The sequence below is a fragment of the Solidesulfovibrio sp. genome, assembly GCF_029978005.1.
Lineage (GTDB): Bacteria > Desulfobacterota > Desulfovibrionia > Desulfovibrionales > Desulfovibrionaceae > Solidesulfovibrio.
This window is the reverse complement of record NZ_JARKOZ010000061.1, coordinates 43,844-57,923: the sequence shown is the minus strand read 5'-3', so window position 1 is coordinate 57,923 and position 14,080 is coordinate 43,844. Positions and strand designations below refer to the sequence as shown.

16 protein-coding genes are annotated in these 14,080 nt (G+C 69.0%); 15 read left to right on the top strand and 1 reads right to left on the bottom strand.

The features are described from left to right. Positions 1–145 precede the first annotated feature (145 nt). From fbp to Q1K70_RS07625, 12 genes are all read left to right on the top strand, one after another. Positions 146–1,159: a class 1 fructose-bisphosphatase gene (fbp, locus tag Q1K70_RS07680; RefSeq protein ID WP_300157518.1), complete on the top strand. Its 1,014-nt coding sequence runs from the start codon at positions 146–148 to the stop codon at positions 1,157–1,159. Between the two features lie 11 nt (positions 1,160–1,170). Then, the gene (gene tsaD, locus Q1K70_RS07675) at positions 1,171–2,289 is read left to right on the top strand and encodes a tRNA (adenosine(37)-N6)-threonylcarbamoyltransferase complex transferase subunit TsaD (RefSeq protein WP_300157516.1); all 1,119 of its coding nucleotides are present in this window, start codon (positions 1,171–1,173) and stop codon (positions 2,287–2,289) included. Positions 2,290–2,408: 119 nt separating this feature from the next. Beyond that, positions 2,409–2,729 carry a thioredoxin gene (gene trxA / locus Q1K70_RS07670; RefSeq protein ID WP_006918681.1) on the top strand — a complete coding sequence of 107 codons (321 nt, stop codon included), beginning with the start codon at positions 2,409–2,411 and terminating at the stop codon, positions 2,727–2,729. Positions 2,730–2,732: 3 nt separating this feature from the next. Then, complete coding sequence (gene trxB / locus Q1K70_RS07665) at positions 2,733–3,662, top strand: thioredoxin-disulfide reductase (protein WP_300157508.1); 930 nt, start codon at positions 2,733–2,735, stop codon at positions 3,660–3,662. A 199-nt stretch (positions 3,663–3,861) separates the two neighbouring features. Then, positions 3,862–4,599 carry an outer membrane protein assembly factor BamD gene (locus tag Q1K70_RS07660; protein WP_300157506.1) on the top strand — a complete coding sequence of 246 codons (738 nt, stop codon included), beginning with the start codon at positions 3,862–3,864 and terminating at the stop codon, positions 4,597–4,599. Between the two features lie 56 nt (positions 4,600–4,655). Further along, positions 4,656–5,522, top strand: coding sequence for a hypothetical protein (locus Q1K70_RS07655; protein WP_300157504.1), 867 nt, complete (start codon positions 4,656–4,658; stop codon positions 5,520–5,522). A gap of 31 nt (positions 5,523–5,553) precedes the next feature. Further along, positions 5,554–7,605, top strand: coding sequence for an elongation factor G (fusA, locus tag Q1K70_RS07650; protein WP_300157502.1), 2,052 nt, complete (start codon positions 5,554–5,556; stop codon positions 7,603–7,605). A gap of 17 nt (positions 7,606–7,622) precedes the next feature. Then, the gene (locus Q1K70_RS07645; RefSeq protein WP_300157501.1) at positions 7,623–8,684 is read left to right on the top strand and encodes an acyltransferase; all 1,062 of its coding nucleotides are present in this window, start codon (positions 7,623–7,625) and stop codon (positions 8,682–8,684) included. Between the two features lie 2 nt (positions 8,685–8,686). Next, entirely contained in the window at positions 8,687–9,295 is a 609-nt protein-coding gene (gene rsmD / locus Q1K70_RS07640) for a 16S rRNA (guanine(966)-N(2))-methyltransferase RsmD (protein ID WP_300157499.1), read from the top strand. After that, positions 9,241–9,753, top strand: a complete 513-nt coding sequence (gene coaD / locus Q1K70_RS07635; RefSeq protein WP_300157498.1) for a pantetheine-phosphate adenylyltransferase — start codon at positions 9,241–9,243, stop codon at positions 9,751–9,753. Before rsmD ends, coaD begins: the two co-directional genes overlap by 55 nt. A 2-nt stretch (positions 9,754–9,755) precedes the next feature. Continuing rightward, entirely contained in the window at positions 9,756–10,682 is a 927-nt protein-coding gene (gene miaA / locus Q1K70_RS07630) for a tRNA (adenosine(37)-N6)-dimethylallyltransferase MiaA (protein ID WP_300157496.1), read from the top strand. Further along, a complete protein-coding gene (locus Q1K70_RS07625) occupies positions 10,679–11,833 on the top strand; it encodes an N-acetylmuramoyl-L-alanine amidase (RefSeq protein WP_300157494.1) in 1,155 nt (384 codons plus the stop codon). The genes miaA and Q1K70_RS07625 overlap by 4 nt, the downstream gene beginning before the upstream one ends. Positions 11,834–11,885: 52 nt before the next feature. Here the strand turns inward: Q1K70_RS07625 and Q1K70_RS07620 are convergent, their stop codons facing one another. After that, positions 11,886–12,080 (bottom strand): twin-arginine translocase TatA/TatE family subunit, encoded by a 195-nt coding sequence (locus tag Q1K70_RS07620; RefSeq protein WP_300157492.1) that lies wholly within the window; start codon positions 12,078–12,080, stop codon positions 11,886–11,888. An 84-nt stretch (positions 12,081–12,164) separates the two neighbouring features. On the opposite strand from Q1K70_RS07620, the gene Q1K70_RS07615 reads away from it, so the two are divergent. From Q1K70_RS07615 to Q1K70_RS07605, 3 genes are read left to right on the top strand one after another with little or no spacing between them, the layout of a single operon-like run. Continuing rightward, on the top strand, positions 12,165–12,548 hold the full coding sequence (locus Q1K70_RS07615) for a hypothetical protein (RefSeq protein WP_300157490.1): 384 nt from the start codon (positions 12,165–12,167) through the stop codon (positions 12,546–12,548). Between the two features lie 25 nt (positions 12,549–12,573). After that, positions 12,574–13,389 (top strand): hypothetical protein, encoded by an 816-nt coding sequence (locus tag Q1K70_RS07610; RefSeq protein WP_300157488.1) that lies wholly within the window; start codon positions 12,574–12,576, stop codon positions 13,387–13,389. Positions 13,390–13,398: 9 nt separating this feature from the next. Continuing rightward, positions 13,399–14,064 (top strand): HAD family hydrolase, encoded by a 666-nt coding sequence (locus tag Q1K70_RS07605; protein WP_300157486.1) that lies wholly within the window; start codon positions 13,399–13,401, stop codon positions 14,062–14,064. Positions 14,065–14,080: the final 16 nt, after the last annotated feature.

Genomic DNA, 14,080 nt, shown 5'->3' with positions numbered 1-14,080 from the left:
TGCGGCCGCCGGCTTTTTTCATTCGCAACCCACGAAAATCTTGTGGGAACCGTGCCGCCATTGTAGATAGACCGACAGCCGCCTCACACCAACGGGCCAAGCAGCGGTCCATGCCCGCATGCCGAGTCGGCGGGAGGAGCCAGACATGCCGCAAGTCACCGTCACCGAACACCTGCTTTTGCACCAGAAAGAATCCCCCATGGCCTCGGGCCGGTTCACCCGGCTGCTCAACGAACTGATCCTGGCGGCCAAGATCATCTCCCGGGAAGTGCGCAAGGCCGGCCTGGTGGACGTCCTCGGCTTCACCGGCGAAATCAACGTCCAGGGCGAGCAGGTCCAGAAGCTCGACGAGTACGCCAACAAGGTCCTCATCCACCGCATGGAGCGGGCGGGGGTGCTGTGCGCCATCGCCTCAGAGGAGAACGCCGACCTCGTGCGCATCCCGGACCAGTTCCCCAAGGGCGATTACTTCCTCATCTTCGACCCCCTCGACGGCTCGTCCAACATCGACGCCAACGTCAACGTGGGCACCATCTTCTCCATCTACCGCACCAAGGCCGGCTGCTCCGGCGACAAACTGTGCGACCTGCTCCAGCGCGGCTCCGAACAGGTGGCGGCGGGCTACTTCCTCTACGGCACCTCCACCATGATGGTGTACACCACCGGCAAGGGCGTCCACGGCTTCACCCTGGACCCGAGCGTGGGCGAATTCCTGCTTTCCCATCCCGACATCCGGATTCCCGAGACCGGCAGGGTCTATTCCGTCAACGAAGCCTACTGGAACTACTGGAACGAGCCGACCAAGGAGATCATCAACTATTTCAAGGGTTCGGACAACCTGCGCGGCGAGCCCTACGGCGGCCGCTACATCGGGTCGCTCGTGGCCGACTTCCACCGCAACCTGCTCTACGGCGGCATCTTCCTCTATCCCGCCGACCACCGCGACCCCAAAAAGCCCAAGGGCAAGCTGCGGCTTCTGTGCGAGGCCTCGCCGCTGTCCTTCGTGTGCGAGCAGGCCGGCGGCGCGGGCAGCGACGGCGAGCGCCCCATCCTGTCCATCGAGCCCGAGGAGCTGCACCAGCGCGTGCCCCTTTTCATCGGCAGCAAAAACGACGTGGCCAAGGTGGTGGAGATCTACGCCCGGGCCCGCAAGGCGTAACCCCTCCCTCCATGCTTTGTCTTGGCATCGAGACGTCCTGCGACGAGACGGCCGTGGCGCTTTGCCGCGACGGCCGTCCCGTGCTGGAGAAGCTCGCCTCGCAAATCGACGTCCACGCCCTGTTCGGCGGGGTGGTGCCGGAACTCGCCTCGCGCGAGCACTTGCGTCGCATGGGGCCGCTTTTGCGCGCTCTTTTCGACGAAGCGGGCCTTCGCCTTGCCGATGTGGACGCCGTGGCCGTGGCCCGGGGGCCGGGGCTTCTCGGCAGCCTGCTCATCGGCCTGGCCACGGCCAAGGGGCTGGCCCTGGCCGCCGGCAAGCCGCTTATCGGCGTGGACCACCTCCACGCCCACCTGCTGGCCGCGACCATCGGCCGCGACGACGTGGCCTATCCCGCCCTGGGGCTCCTGGTTTCCGGGGGGCACACCCAGCTGACGCTCATGCGTTCGCCCCTTTCCCTGGAACTTCTGGGCCGCACCCTGGACGACGCCGCCGGCGAGGCCTTCGACAAGGCGGCCAAATCCCTCAACCTGCCGTATCCCGGCGGGGCCTATCTCGACGTGCTGGGACAGGGGATCGAGGCCGACCGGACCCTTTTCCCCAGGCCCTATCTCGACAACCGGAATCTCGACTTCAGCTTCAGCGGGCTCAAGACCGCCGTGGCCGTCCACGTGGAGGCCAATCCCGGCCTGCGGTTGCCGGTCATGCCCACCCGGCCCGGGCCCATCGACGCGGCGGCCTGGCCCCTTGAGCTGCGGCGGGTGTGCGCGGCCGTCAATTTCGCCATCGCCGACACCCTGCGCGTCAAGATCGAGCGGGCGCTGGCCGGCCCGGCCTCGGGCGCAACCTCGATCCTGGCCGCCGGGGGCGTGGCCGCCAACAGCCGCATCCGGGCCATGCTGGCCGACGTGGCCGGCCGGCGCGGCCTGCCCCTCAACCTGCCGCCGCCGGCGCTTTGCGCCGACAACGCCACCATGATCGCCGCCGCCGGCTGCAGGCTTTTCGAGGCGGGGCTTTGCCACGACCTCTCCCTGGACGCCGTGCCCAGGGGCCGCAAGGTGCCTTGGGACTACCGCCGGATGCCGGCTGTCGGCCCGGCATCGGTTGACAGCCGGCCCGGGGCGCAATAGATTTTCATGGTTGCGGACTGCGCGGGCGTTTCTTGCGCGCCGCCGCCGTTCGCCAGCGTCAAGTCAGCGGAAAACCCGGCCGCTCCGGCGGCCGGCCATCACACAAAAGGAGCATGCCCATGGCCATTCAACTCAGCGACGCGAATTTCGAGGCCGAAGCCCTGCAGTGCGACCTGCCGGTCCTGGTGGACTTCTGGGCTCCCTGGTGCGGGCCCTGCCGGGCCATGGGGCCGGTCATCGACGAATTGGCCAACGAATACACCGGCCAGGTCAAAGTGGCCAAGATGAACGTGGACGAGAATCCGAGCACCCCGAGCAAGTACGGCATCCGCGCCATCCCCACCCTGATCCTGTTCAAGGGTGGTGAAGTGGTCGAGCAAATCACCGGCGCGGTGTCCAAGAGCAGCATCAAGGAAATGCTTTCCCAGAAGGCCCTGTAATCCATGAAAGAGTATGACGCCGTCGTGATCGGGGGCGGCCCGGCCGGCATCACGGCCGCCCTGTATCTGGCCCGGTCGGACGTGTCCGTGGCTCTGGTGGAGAAGCTGTCCCCGGGCGGCCAGATGCTCATGACGCATCTGATCGAGAACTATCCGGGCTTCCCGGAAGGCATCGAGGGCTGGAAGCTGGCCGACCTCATGGCCGCCCACCTCGGCCATTACGCCGTGGACCGCATCGGCGACGAGGTCCGGGCCATCGAGACCGTGGACGGCAAGCACCGCGTCACCGTCGGCGGCGAGACCATCGAAGCCACGGCCCTGGTGCTGTGCACCGGCGCCCGCTACAAGCGAGTGGGCATCCCGGGCGAGAAGGAATTCGCCGGCAAGGGCGTTTCCTACTGCGCCCTGTGCGACGGCAACTTCTTCCGGGGCCAGACCGTCGCCGTCATCGGCGGCGGCAATTCGGCCCTGGAGGAATCGTTGTACCTGTCGCGGCTGGTCAAAAAGCTCTACCTCATCCACCGCCGGGACGACTTCCGTGGCCAGAAGTGCTACCAGGACCGCTGCTCCGTCAGTCCGGTCATCGAGATCCTGCGTTCCACGGTGGTGTGCTCCATCAGCGGCACGGACAGCGTCAGCGGGATCGAGGTGCGCGACGTCAAAAGCGGCGACTGCCACACCATCCCCGTGGACGGCGTGTTCGTCTTCGTGGGCTTCGAGCCCCAGGGCGACTTCTATCCCGACGGCCTGGACCGGGATTCCGGAGGGTTCATCAAGACGGACGACGAGATGCGCACGTCCATTCCGGGCATCTTCGCGGCCGGGGACATCCGGTCCAAATCCTGCCGCCAGGTGGCCACGGCCGTGGGCGACGGCGCCACCGCCGCCCATGCCGCCTACGCCTACATCAGTTCGCGCTTCACGCAAGGTTGACGGCCGGACCCGTCCCGGCCTCGCCATGCCATCGGGCGCGCGAGGCGGCCGGACGGGTTCGGTTTTTTCCATTGTGCGCCTCCGACCCATCTGGTAAGAGGACGCGCATCAAAACGCCTGACCGGCCGTCGCCCCCTTGGCGGCGTCGCGTCCGACGCATGCCGCCCGGCCGGAACCGGGCCATATCCGGGAACATACCATGAATGCGATGTTGCGCCGCTTTTTGCCCCTGTCCTGCCTGCTGCTGTTCCTCGGCGGTTGCGCCGGACTCATGGACTACTACTTTCTGCCCCCGCCCGAGGACACCGCCCAGGAACTCTACGAAGCCGGACGCGACGCCATGTCGCAGAAGGACTACTACGGAGCCGTCGGCTACTTCGTCAAACTCAAGGACCGCTATCCCTTCAGCCCCTACACGCCCATGGGCACCATCGCCCTGGCCGACGCCTACTTCCTGACCGAGGATTACGCCGCCGCCGCCGAAACGTACAAGGAATTCGAATCCGTGCATCCGCGCAGCGAAGAGATTCCCTACGTTCTGTACCAGATCGGCGTCTCCAACTTCAAGCGTTCCGAATCCATCGATATGCCGCAAGGCAACCTCCAGGAGGCGCTCCAGTACTTCTACCTCCTGGAGCAGACCTTCCCGGACACCGAATACGGCAAGGAAGCCGGGGAATACATCCGGCGCTGCCGCAAGCGCATGGCCGAGCACGAGCTGTTCGTGGCCGATTTCTACTGGCGCACGGATCAGTTCGGCGCGGCCTGGAAGCGCTACATGTACACGGCCGAGAACTTCAAGGACCTCGAGGAGGTCCTTGAATACGCCAAGCTGCGCGCCGAGCTGTCCTATCTCGAGTATCAGAAGACCCTGACCGAGGACGAACGGCGCAAGATCGAAGGCAGCTGGCGCAACTGGGCCAAACGCTGGCTGTAACACCTCGGCGCGGGACGGACGCAAAGTCCGTCCCGCGCCATCACGCCCCGCCCGTCATGCGCACCGACACGGACGACCACGCCCAAGCTCCCGTCCCGTCTTGGCCCGAAGCCATGGAGCGGGGCAGGGTGTCCGACGCCGCCTTCGCCAGAGCCTACGGCCGTGTCGGCGACCTCGGCCGGGCCCGCATCAAGACGGGCGTAGCCGCCATCTTCGCCGCCTGCGGCGGCCCCATGCCCCTGGCGCGGCGCAGCGAAACCGTCCTCGGCCACGATCTCGTCCTGACCCGGGAGGACGTTCCCCTCGATTTCGTCGTGATCGTCTGCGGCCCGGGCTTCGCCTCGCCGGCCAGGCTCGCCGCCGCCGTGCTGCCGGCCCTGTGCGCCCGCACGCCCGAAGTTGCCGCCGTGCGCCTGGGCGGCCCCTGGCCCGAGGCCCTTCTGACCGCGCTCGAGCTTTGCGGCGTGGAGACCGCCTGCCGGGTGGGACCGCGCGGCCTGACCTCCCTGTGGGCCGGACTGGCCGCGAAAGGCCAGGGAGCAGCGGTGCTCCTCGACGGCGCGCCGCGCCCGGCCGGGGACCTGGCCGGCCGGCTCGTGGTCCATGAGGCCAAGGTCGCGGGCCGGGTCCTCGTGCGCCAGGCGGCGGACCCGGTATTGGACCGCGACGCCCTGGCCTTCGCCCAGCCCGACCTGGCGATCATCGAAGCGTCGGACGCGCCCGGCGCCCCCGACGCCCTGGCAAGGACCGCCGATTCCGGCTATGACGCCGTCTACGGCGATCCGGCAGACGGCCGGCAGGGGCAGGACGTTCCCCTGATCCTCGGCCCGGGCCGGGAGACCTTCTGGCTGTGGCCGCACCTTTCGCCCGAGGCCTTTCGCCGTCGGCGCGCAGCGGCCTTTCGCCGGGGCGACGACGCCTGACCCGACTTTCGAGCCAGTACAGGGAGCGTTTATGAGCGCCAAGAAAGGGCCCGGCAAAAGCAGGCTCCAGAGCCTTCGCAACATCGGCATCATTGCCCACATCGACGCCGGCAAGACGACGCTGACCGAACGCATCCTCTATTACACCGGCCGCATCCACCGCATGGGCGAGGTGCACGACGGCACGGCCACCATGGACTTCATGCCCGAGGAGCAGGAGCGGGGCATCACCATCACCTCGGCCTGCACCACCTGCGCCTGGAAAGACCATTCCATCAATATCATCGACACCCCTGGGCACGTGGACTTCACCATTGAGGTCGAGCGCTCCCTGCGCGTCCTCGACGGGGCCGTGGGCGTCTTTTGCGCCGTGGCCGGGGTGGAGCCCCAGTCCGAGACGGTCTGGCGCCAGTCCGTGGCTTATCGCGTGCCCAAGCTTGCCTGCGTCAACAAGCTCGACCGCCTGGGCGCGGATTTCGAGGGGACGCTGGCCGCCATGCGCGAGAAGCTCGCCGCCAACCCCGTGCCCGTGACCGTTCCCGTGGGGCAGGGGGCTGATTTTGCCGGCATCATCGACCTGCTCGCCATGGAGCGCCTGGACTTCGACCAGGCCACCCAGGGAGAGGAGATCGCCCGCCGGCCGCTGACCGAGGCCGAGGCAGCCTACGCTGCACCCTGGCGCGAGCAGCTCGTGGAGGCGGCCTGCGAATACGACGAGGCACTCATGGAAGCCTATCTTTCCGGCGGCGACATCGACCCGGGGCGGCTCGGGGCCGGGCTTCGCGCCGCCACCTTGAATCATGCCGTCGTGCCGGTCTATGCCGCTTCGGCGCTGAAAAACATCGGCGTGCAGCCGCTGCTCGACGGCGTGCTGGCCTTCCTGCCGAGCCCGCTGGACCGGGGCGCGGTGGTCGGCCACGACCCCAGGACCAAGGACGAGAAGCGCTTCGAGCCCGACCCGGCCGCGCCCCTTGCCGCCCTGGCCTTCAAGGTCAGCATGGAAACCGGGCGCAGGCAGGTGTTCGTGCGGGTCTATTCCGGCCGCCTGGAGGCAGGCAAGGACGTCTACAACCCCCGGCGCGACGCCGTGGAGCGTCCGGCCCGGCTTTTCCGACTGCACGCCGGCCACCGCGAGAAGGCCGAGGTCGCCGGCCCCGGCGAAATCGTGGCCGTCTCCGGCCTGCGCTTCGCGGCCACGGGCGACACCCTGTGCGACCGGGCCGACCCCATCGTGCTCGAGACCATCGCTGCCTATAAGCCGGTCATCAGCCTGGCGCTCGAGCCGCGAAACGCCGAGGAGTCCGACAAGCTCAAGGAAGTCCTGGACAAACTCCTTGAGGAGGACCCCACCCTGACCCTGGTCCACGACGCCGACACCGACCAGAGGATCCTCTCCGGCATGGGCGAGCTGCACCTCGACGTGGTGCTCGAACGGGCCCGTCGCGAGTACGGCGTGTCGCCGCGCGCCGGCAAGCCGCAGGTGGTCTTCCAGGAGACGGTCACGGCCGAGGGGGCGGGGGAGGGCGAGTTCGACCGGGAGCTCGGCGACCGCGTCCACCACGGCAAAGTCTCCCTGGTGGTCTCGCCCCTGCCGCGCGAGGCCGGGCGCGAGATCTCCCTGGCCGTGGACGCATCCCAATATCCGCAAGCCTGGCTGGACGCCATCGCCGAAGGGCTGGAGGACGGCCTGCAAAGCGGGCCGGTCAAGGGCTATCCGGTCCAGGACGTGCGCGTGCGCCTGACGGGCGTTTTCCCGGTCGAGGGCAAGACCACGGCCGTGGGCTGCCGCATGGCCGCCTCATTGGCGCTTAGAAACGCCCTGGCCGCTGCCCGGCCGGCCCTGCTCGAACCCATCATGGAACTCGAAATCGGCGTGCCCGACGCCTTCGTCGGCGACGTGGCCGGCCTGCTCGGCTCCAAGGGGGCCAAGATCGAGAACATGTCGGACCGGGGCGGGCACAAGACCGTGACGGCGCTGGCGCCGCTTCGCCAGATGTTCGGCTTTTCCACGGATCTGCGCTCGGCCACCCAGGGCCGGGCCGGGCTCACCATGCGTTTTTCCAAATTCGACCTGCTGCAGTAGCCGCCCGATCTTCCCGTATGTCCACACGTGCCCTGGTCCCGCCGGATATTTCCAAGCGTTTCGACGTGCTGCGCACGCTGCTCGTCGTCTTTGTCATCGGCGTCCACGCCGAAAAGGGTTTGCAGGCCTATTTCACGGAGATTCCCGACGCCCTTCGCGCCGTGTGCATCGTGATCAATCACAACATCTTCCGCCTGTGCGTGCCCGTCTTCTTCGGCATTTCTGGCTATCTCTTCTACCTGACCTACAAGCCGACGCTGGCCGCCTACGGCAAGATGGTGGTCAAAAAGACCCGCACCATCCTTTTCCCGTATCTGCTCTTCAACGCCGTCACCATCGCGCTCATCCTCATCTTCAACAAGGCCCCCTACATGGGCGACATCCACGGCCTGCGCGCCGACGGCATCCTCAAGTACCTCCTCGGCGTCTACCGCTTTCCGGCCGTCTATCCCCTGTGGTTTCTGCGCGACCTCTATGTCTACTTCCTGCTGGCTCCGGCCTTTTATGTCGTCAGTGAGGAGATCCCCAGGCTCGGCGTCCTGGTGTTCTGGGCCTTGTGGATGTTCGTGCCGCAGGAGGGACTGGCCGTGGAGTTGAGCGGCGCGTTCTTCTTCTACACTGGCGGTCTGCTCGCCCGCGCCCGGGCCGACCTGGACGCGGCCCGGCCCTACGCCTGGCTCGGCATCGCCCTCGGCGTCGCCGCCCTGGGCGCGGTCAGCTGGGTGGAGTATTTTCAGGGCTATCCGCCGTACTACCATCTCTTCTACCGCCACGACATGATCTTCGGCACCCTGGCCCTGTGGCTGCTCACCGGCTATCCCTGGCTTGGCCGCTCGAAGTTTCTGCTGGGGTTGTCCGGCATCTCCTTTTTCGTGTATCTCACCCACGAGCCGGTCCTGTCCTACCTCATCTACGCCACGCGCTACCTCTTCCACCCCACGTCCGGGACCTGGGTGGGCATCGGCTACATGGCGCTGCTCATGGCCGCCACCTTCGCCCTGTGCACCTGGCTGGCCATGCTGCTTTTGCGCTTCGCCCCGGCGGTCTTCGCCGCGGCCACGGGGTCGCGGCAGCGATGAGCATGCGCGTCATCGCCGGCCGTTTCGGCGGCCGGCGCATCAAGGTCATGGAGGCGGCCGGGCTGCGGCCGGCCACGGGCCGCGTGCGCGAGGCCCTGTTCTCCATGCTGGCCGCCCGGGAGGTCTTCTTCCCCGGGGCGCGAGTGCTCGACCTGTTCGCCGGCGCGGGGAGCGTGGGCATCGAGGCCCTGTCGCGCGGAGCCGGGGAATGTGTTTTCGTGGAGAAAAACCCGGCCGTGGCCCGGGTGCTGCGGGAAAACCTGCGCGCCTTGGGACTGTCGCCGACCGAGGCCAGGGTGGTCGAGGCCGACGTGGCCAGGGCCTTGCCGCGCCTGGGCCAAAAGGAGCGGCCCTTCGACCTCATCGCCGTGGATCCGCCCTACGGTTTCGGGCTCGTGCCGCCGACCCTGGCCGCCGTCGTCGTGGGTGGCCTGCTCGCCCCGGGCGGGGCGCTGGCGGCGGAAATCGAGTCCACGGCCGTCCTGGCCGCAACGGACGTGCCGGCCGGCCTGGAGCTCGTGGCCGACCGCGCCTACGGACAAACGAGGATCATTCTATGGACGCCATGCGAAACTGCGTCGCCGTCTATCCCGGAACCTTCGACCCCCTGACCAACGGCCACGTCTCGCTGGTGCGCCGGGCGGCCAAGATCTTCGGCTCGGTCATCGTGGCCGTGGCCGGCGACTCCCACAAGACGCCGCTTTTCTCCCTCGACGAGCGCGTGGCCATCGCCGAGGCCGTCTTCGACCACGACGCGAGCGTCATGGTCGAGGGTTTTCGCGGCTTGCTGGTCAACTACGTCAAGCACCGCCGGGCCAACGTCATCCTGCGCGGCATGCGCGCCGTGTCCGACTTCGAGTTCGAGTTCCAGATGGCGCTCATGAACCGCAAGCTCGACCGCACCATCGAGACGGTCTTCATCATGACCGACTACCAGTGGCTCTACATCAGCTCCACCATCGTCAAGGAAGTGGCCAAGCACGGCGGCGAGATACGGGGCATGGTGCCGGAATTCGTGCGCGAGCGCGTGCTCGAGAAATACGGCTTCGGCCCGGAGCGGGAAGGTTGAGCATGGCCGGCGCACAGGTCGTCTGCCTGCTCGGGGCCACGGGGACCGGCAAGACGGCGGCGGCCCTGGCCCTGGCCGAGGCCTTCGGCGGGGCGGTGGTCAACGTCGATTCCCGTCAGGTCTACGCCGGGCTGGCCGTGCTGACCGCCCAGCCCACGCCCGAGGAGCAGGGGCGCTGCCCGCATTTCCTCTACGGCGACACGCCGCCGGATTTCGCCGTCACGGCGGGGGGCTACGCCAAGCGGGCCAGGTTCGTGGTCGCCTCCGTCCTGGAGCGCGGCCTGCTGCCGCTTCTGGTCGGCGGCACAGGGCTTTATTTCCGGGCCATCCTCGGCGGGCTGGCTCCCATCCCGCCCGTGCCCGAGGAGGTCCGTCGGGCCGTGGCCCGCGACTGGGACGCCCTGGGCCCGGCAGTCATGCACGAGCGCCTGGCCGTCCTGGACCCGGACTGCGCCGGCCGGCTCGCCCCGGCCGACCGCCAGCGCGTGACCCGGGCCCTGGAGGTCCGGGCGGCCACGGGACGCACCATGACCGAATGGCACGAGAAGGGCGACCCGGACGCACCCGGCTGGGACGTGCTCAAGATCGGCCTGGAGGCGACCCTGGAGACCCTTGCCCCGCGCCTGGCCGCGCGCATCGAGGCCATGGCCCGCAGCGGGGCCGTGGAGGAGGTCCGCGCCGCCCTGACCCGTCACCCCGCCGACGCGCCCGGGCTTTCCGGCATCGGCGGGCCGGAGCTGGCGGCCCATCTTTGCGGCGAACGTAGCCTGGAGGAAGCCAAGGCCGCTTGGCTCGCGGCCACCCGGGCCTACGCCAAACGCCAGTTGACCTGGTTTCGCAAGGAGCCGGACGTGCGCTGGTTTTCTCCGGACGACGTCGCCGGCATGCGGGACGCCGTGGCACGTTGGCGGGAGGAGGGCGCGGCATGACGCGATGTCCGATCGTGTTGTTCGGCCTTTTTCTGGCCATGTCGCTGGCCCTTGGCGGAATCGCCCGGGCCGAGAGCGCCGACGAGCTGGCTCGGGAGGCCCAGGCCGCCCTGACCGGCGGCGAGGTGGACCAGGCCATCGCCCTGCTGCGCGAGGCCCAGGCCAAGGACGTCCGAAACGACCGCGTCCAGGCCCTGCTCGGCCGGGCCTATTTGCAGCGCGGCGACGCCCGGGAGGCGTTTTCGCATTTCACCCAGGCCACCCGGCTCAATCCCGAGGACACCCTGTCGCGGATGATGGCCGAGACCATCGGCCAGTTTCCGCTGCCCGCCGGCGACGGCAAGGCCGCCGCGACGCCGGGCCGCTCCCGCGCCCTTTCCGCCGAGGCCAAGGCCGAGCGCGAGGCCCTGTCGGGCCAGGCAGGCCAGGCGGGCAAGGCGGCTGGAAAGGACAGGGGAGGGCCGTTTCGGGTGGTCATCGACCCCGGCCACGGCGGCATGGACGCCGGGACGCCAGGGCTCGGGCTTCGGGAAGCGAACGTGGCCCTGGACGTCGCCCTGCGCCTGGCCCGGGTGCTGGCCGCCAGGGGCGAAGACGTGTCCGTGAGCCTCACCCGCACGGCCGACGTTTCCCTGCCGGGCTGGGCCCGGGCCGCCCTGGCCGGGTTCTACGACGCGGACCTCGTGGTCTCCGTCCACGCCGCCCGCGCGCCCGATCCCGCCGCCGGGGGCGTGGCCTTCTACGCCTTCGCCGGCGCCCCGTCCGACGCCGTGGCCGCCGCCGCCGTGCGGGTGGAAAACGCGGCCCACGAGAGCCTGGCCGCCCAGGCCGGCCGCATGGACACCCAGAGCTTCCACGCGGCCGCGCGCCGATCGGCCGGCGCGCGCGACGTCCTGGCCGCCGGCCAGGCGGCCAGGACCATGGCCGCGGCCATGGCTTCCGGGTCGCCTTTGCCTCTTCGCGGGGCGGGGGCGGGGCCGTTTCGCCTCCTCGACGAGGCCGACGCTCCGGCCGTGCTGGTGGAGGCGGGCTTTCTCTCCAACGCGGCCGACGCCGCCGCCCTGGCCGTGCCGGAAAAGCGGCAGGCCCTGGCCGAGGCGCTGGGCCGGGCCGTGCTGGCCGTGGCCGGGCAGTCCGCCAGGACGCCATGAAAAAGGCCCCGGAGGCGAACCTTCGGGGCCTTGCGCTTGCGGGAAGGGCGGACTAGTGCTTTTCGGGCGTGTCGTCCTTGGGTTTGCCGGGCGTCACGTCGATCTCGTCGGGCTCGTTGGTGGCCTTCTTGAAGTTCTTGATCGCCTTGCCCATGCCGGCCCCGATCTCGGGAAGCTTGTTGGCTCCGAAAATGATGATCACGATGACCAGGATAATGATAAGCTCGGGGAATCCGATTCCAAACATGCGATGCCTCCGCGAGTGGGTTGGCCGAGGCTATACACGCCGCCCCACGGCAGGTCAAGGAAGGGCGCGCGCCGGGAAGGACGCGTGACGGCGGCCAGGATCAGCCGCCTGCCGGGCCACGGTTGCCGGTTTTACCTGTCCGGCCGCTGCCTGTACGAGGAGCGCCGCAACCCGGGGCTGCACGAGGAGTATCAGTGCGTCGTGCTCGCGCGGCTCGGCCGGGCCTTCGACGACTTCGCCCTGCGGGCCGAGAACCTGGGCATGACCGAGGAGCAGGCCCAAGCCGCCTGGGAGGCCCGCTTCCCGGCGGCCTTGGCCCGGGAAGCCTATTGTCGGAAGCGTGGGCCCGGTGATACGACGTCGTTCCCGGATTGCCCCAGCGCCGCCGGGGACCTCTGCCTGCTGGCCCTGCCGGCCTGCGCCGGCGTCTGTGCGCGTTTCGCCAGGCGGCAGGCCGCCGCGATGTAACGTCAAGCGCCAAGGATGGTTGTCCATGAACGGTCTGCTGCTGTTTCCGCATCTTTTCCCGGCCCTGGCCCCGCAGGGCCTGCCCGCCGGCGTGCGGCTCCTGGACCCGGGGCTCGGCCCCAAGGACCCGTCCCTGCGCCTGGCCCCGGACGATCTGCCCCTTGGCGGCGAGGAGTTGGCCGGCTGCCTGCGGGAATTCGACCGGCTGCGCCGGGAAGTGAAAAATCCCAAGGACCTCGCCCTGCTTGGCGGCGCCTCCGGCGGCTATTTCTTCGCCGACACCTCCTTTGCCGCCCGCCGGGAGCTGGAGGACGCCCTGGAGCCGCAGCGCGTGGCCCTGCGCCGGGCCAAGGCCGCCCAGCTTTCCCTGTGCCTGGCCTACATGGTCGAGGAGACCCTGTGCGACCTGGCCGGGGCAGGGGAGCTCGACGCGCGCTTCCGCCTGGCCATGGCCGAGAGCCTGGGGCTGGAGGCCGACGACGACGCCGAGGAGCTGGCCGCCGCCCTGGCCGAAGCCGGGGCGCTGCCACGGGCCGAAACTCTGGCCGACGAATTCCGTCCGTCCTGGCGGCGGATCCTGCCGGCCTTCTGGACCGTGGCTCCGGCCGGAGCCGGAATTTTCACGGTCGACGCGCAGATCGTGGAGACCTGGCGCGATGCCGGCGTCGCCTTCGCCCCGGCGGCCGAGGCCGATCTGGCCGTCTGGTTTCCGGACGGCGCGCCGGCGGGCGGCCTGGAGGTGGCCCGGTCAACCGGCTGGCGGCTGCTCGGCCACACCCGTCCCGACCCCGAGGCCCCCTGGCTCGACGTCACCCGGTCCGTGGTCGTGGCCAAACCCTAAGGAGCATCCGTGTACGTCTGCAATCCCGCCTCCCCGCCGGATTTTCTCGCCCGCATAAAGGGCGTCGTCTTCGACTGCGACGGCGTGCTGGTCGATTCCCACGACGCCAACCGCATGTACTACAACCTCATCCGGGAAGGGATCGGCATGCTGCCCATCACCCCGGAAGAGGAAGACTACGTGCACATGCATTCCGTCAACGAATGCCTGGCCCGCATCATCCCGCCCGAGCGCATGGACGAGGCGCAAGAGGTGCGGCGCAACCTCGACTACGCCGACATCTACCCCTACATCTACCTCGAGGACGGCCTGACGGACCTGCTTGAGGCCCTGCGCCGCCGCGGCGTGCGCCTGGGCGTGCACACCAACCGCACCAACACCACCGACGCGTTGCTCGAGCACCTCGAGATTCGGGACTACTTTGATCCGGTCGTGAGCGCCGGCAGCCTCAAGCGGCCCAAGCCCGATCCCGAGGGCGTCCACATGATCCTGTCCGCCTGGGACCTGCCGCCAGACGTCGTGGCCTACATCGGCGACTCGGCCCTGGACGAGCGCTCGGCCCATGCCGCCGGGGTGTCCTTCTGGGCCTACAAGAACCCGGCCCTGGCCGCGTCCATGTACATCCCGGACTTCCCCACGCTGCTCGCCTGCCTGGGCGGCCTGCCGACCGGCTAGGTCCCGGCTTGCCAGC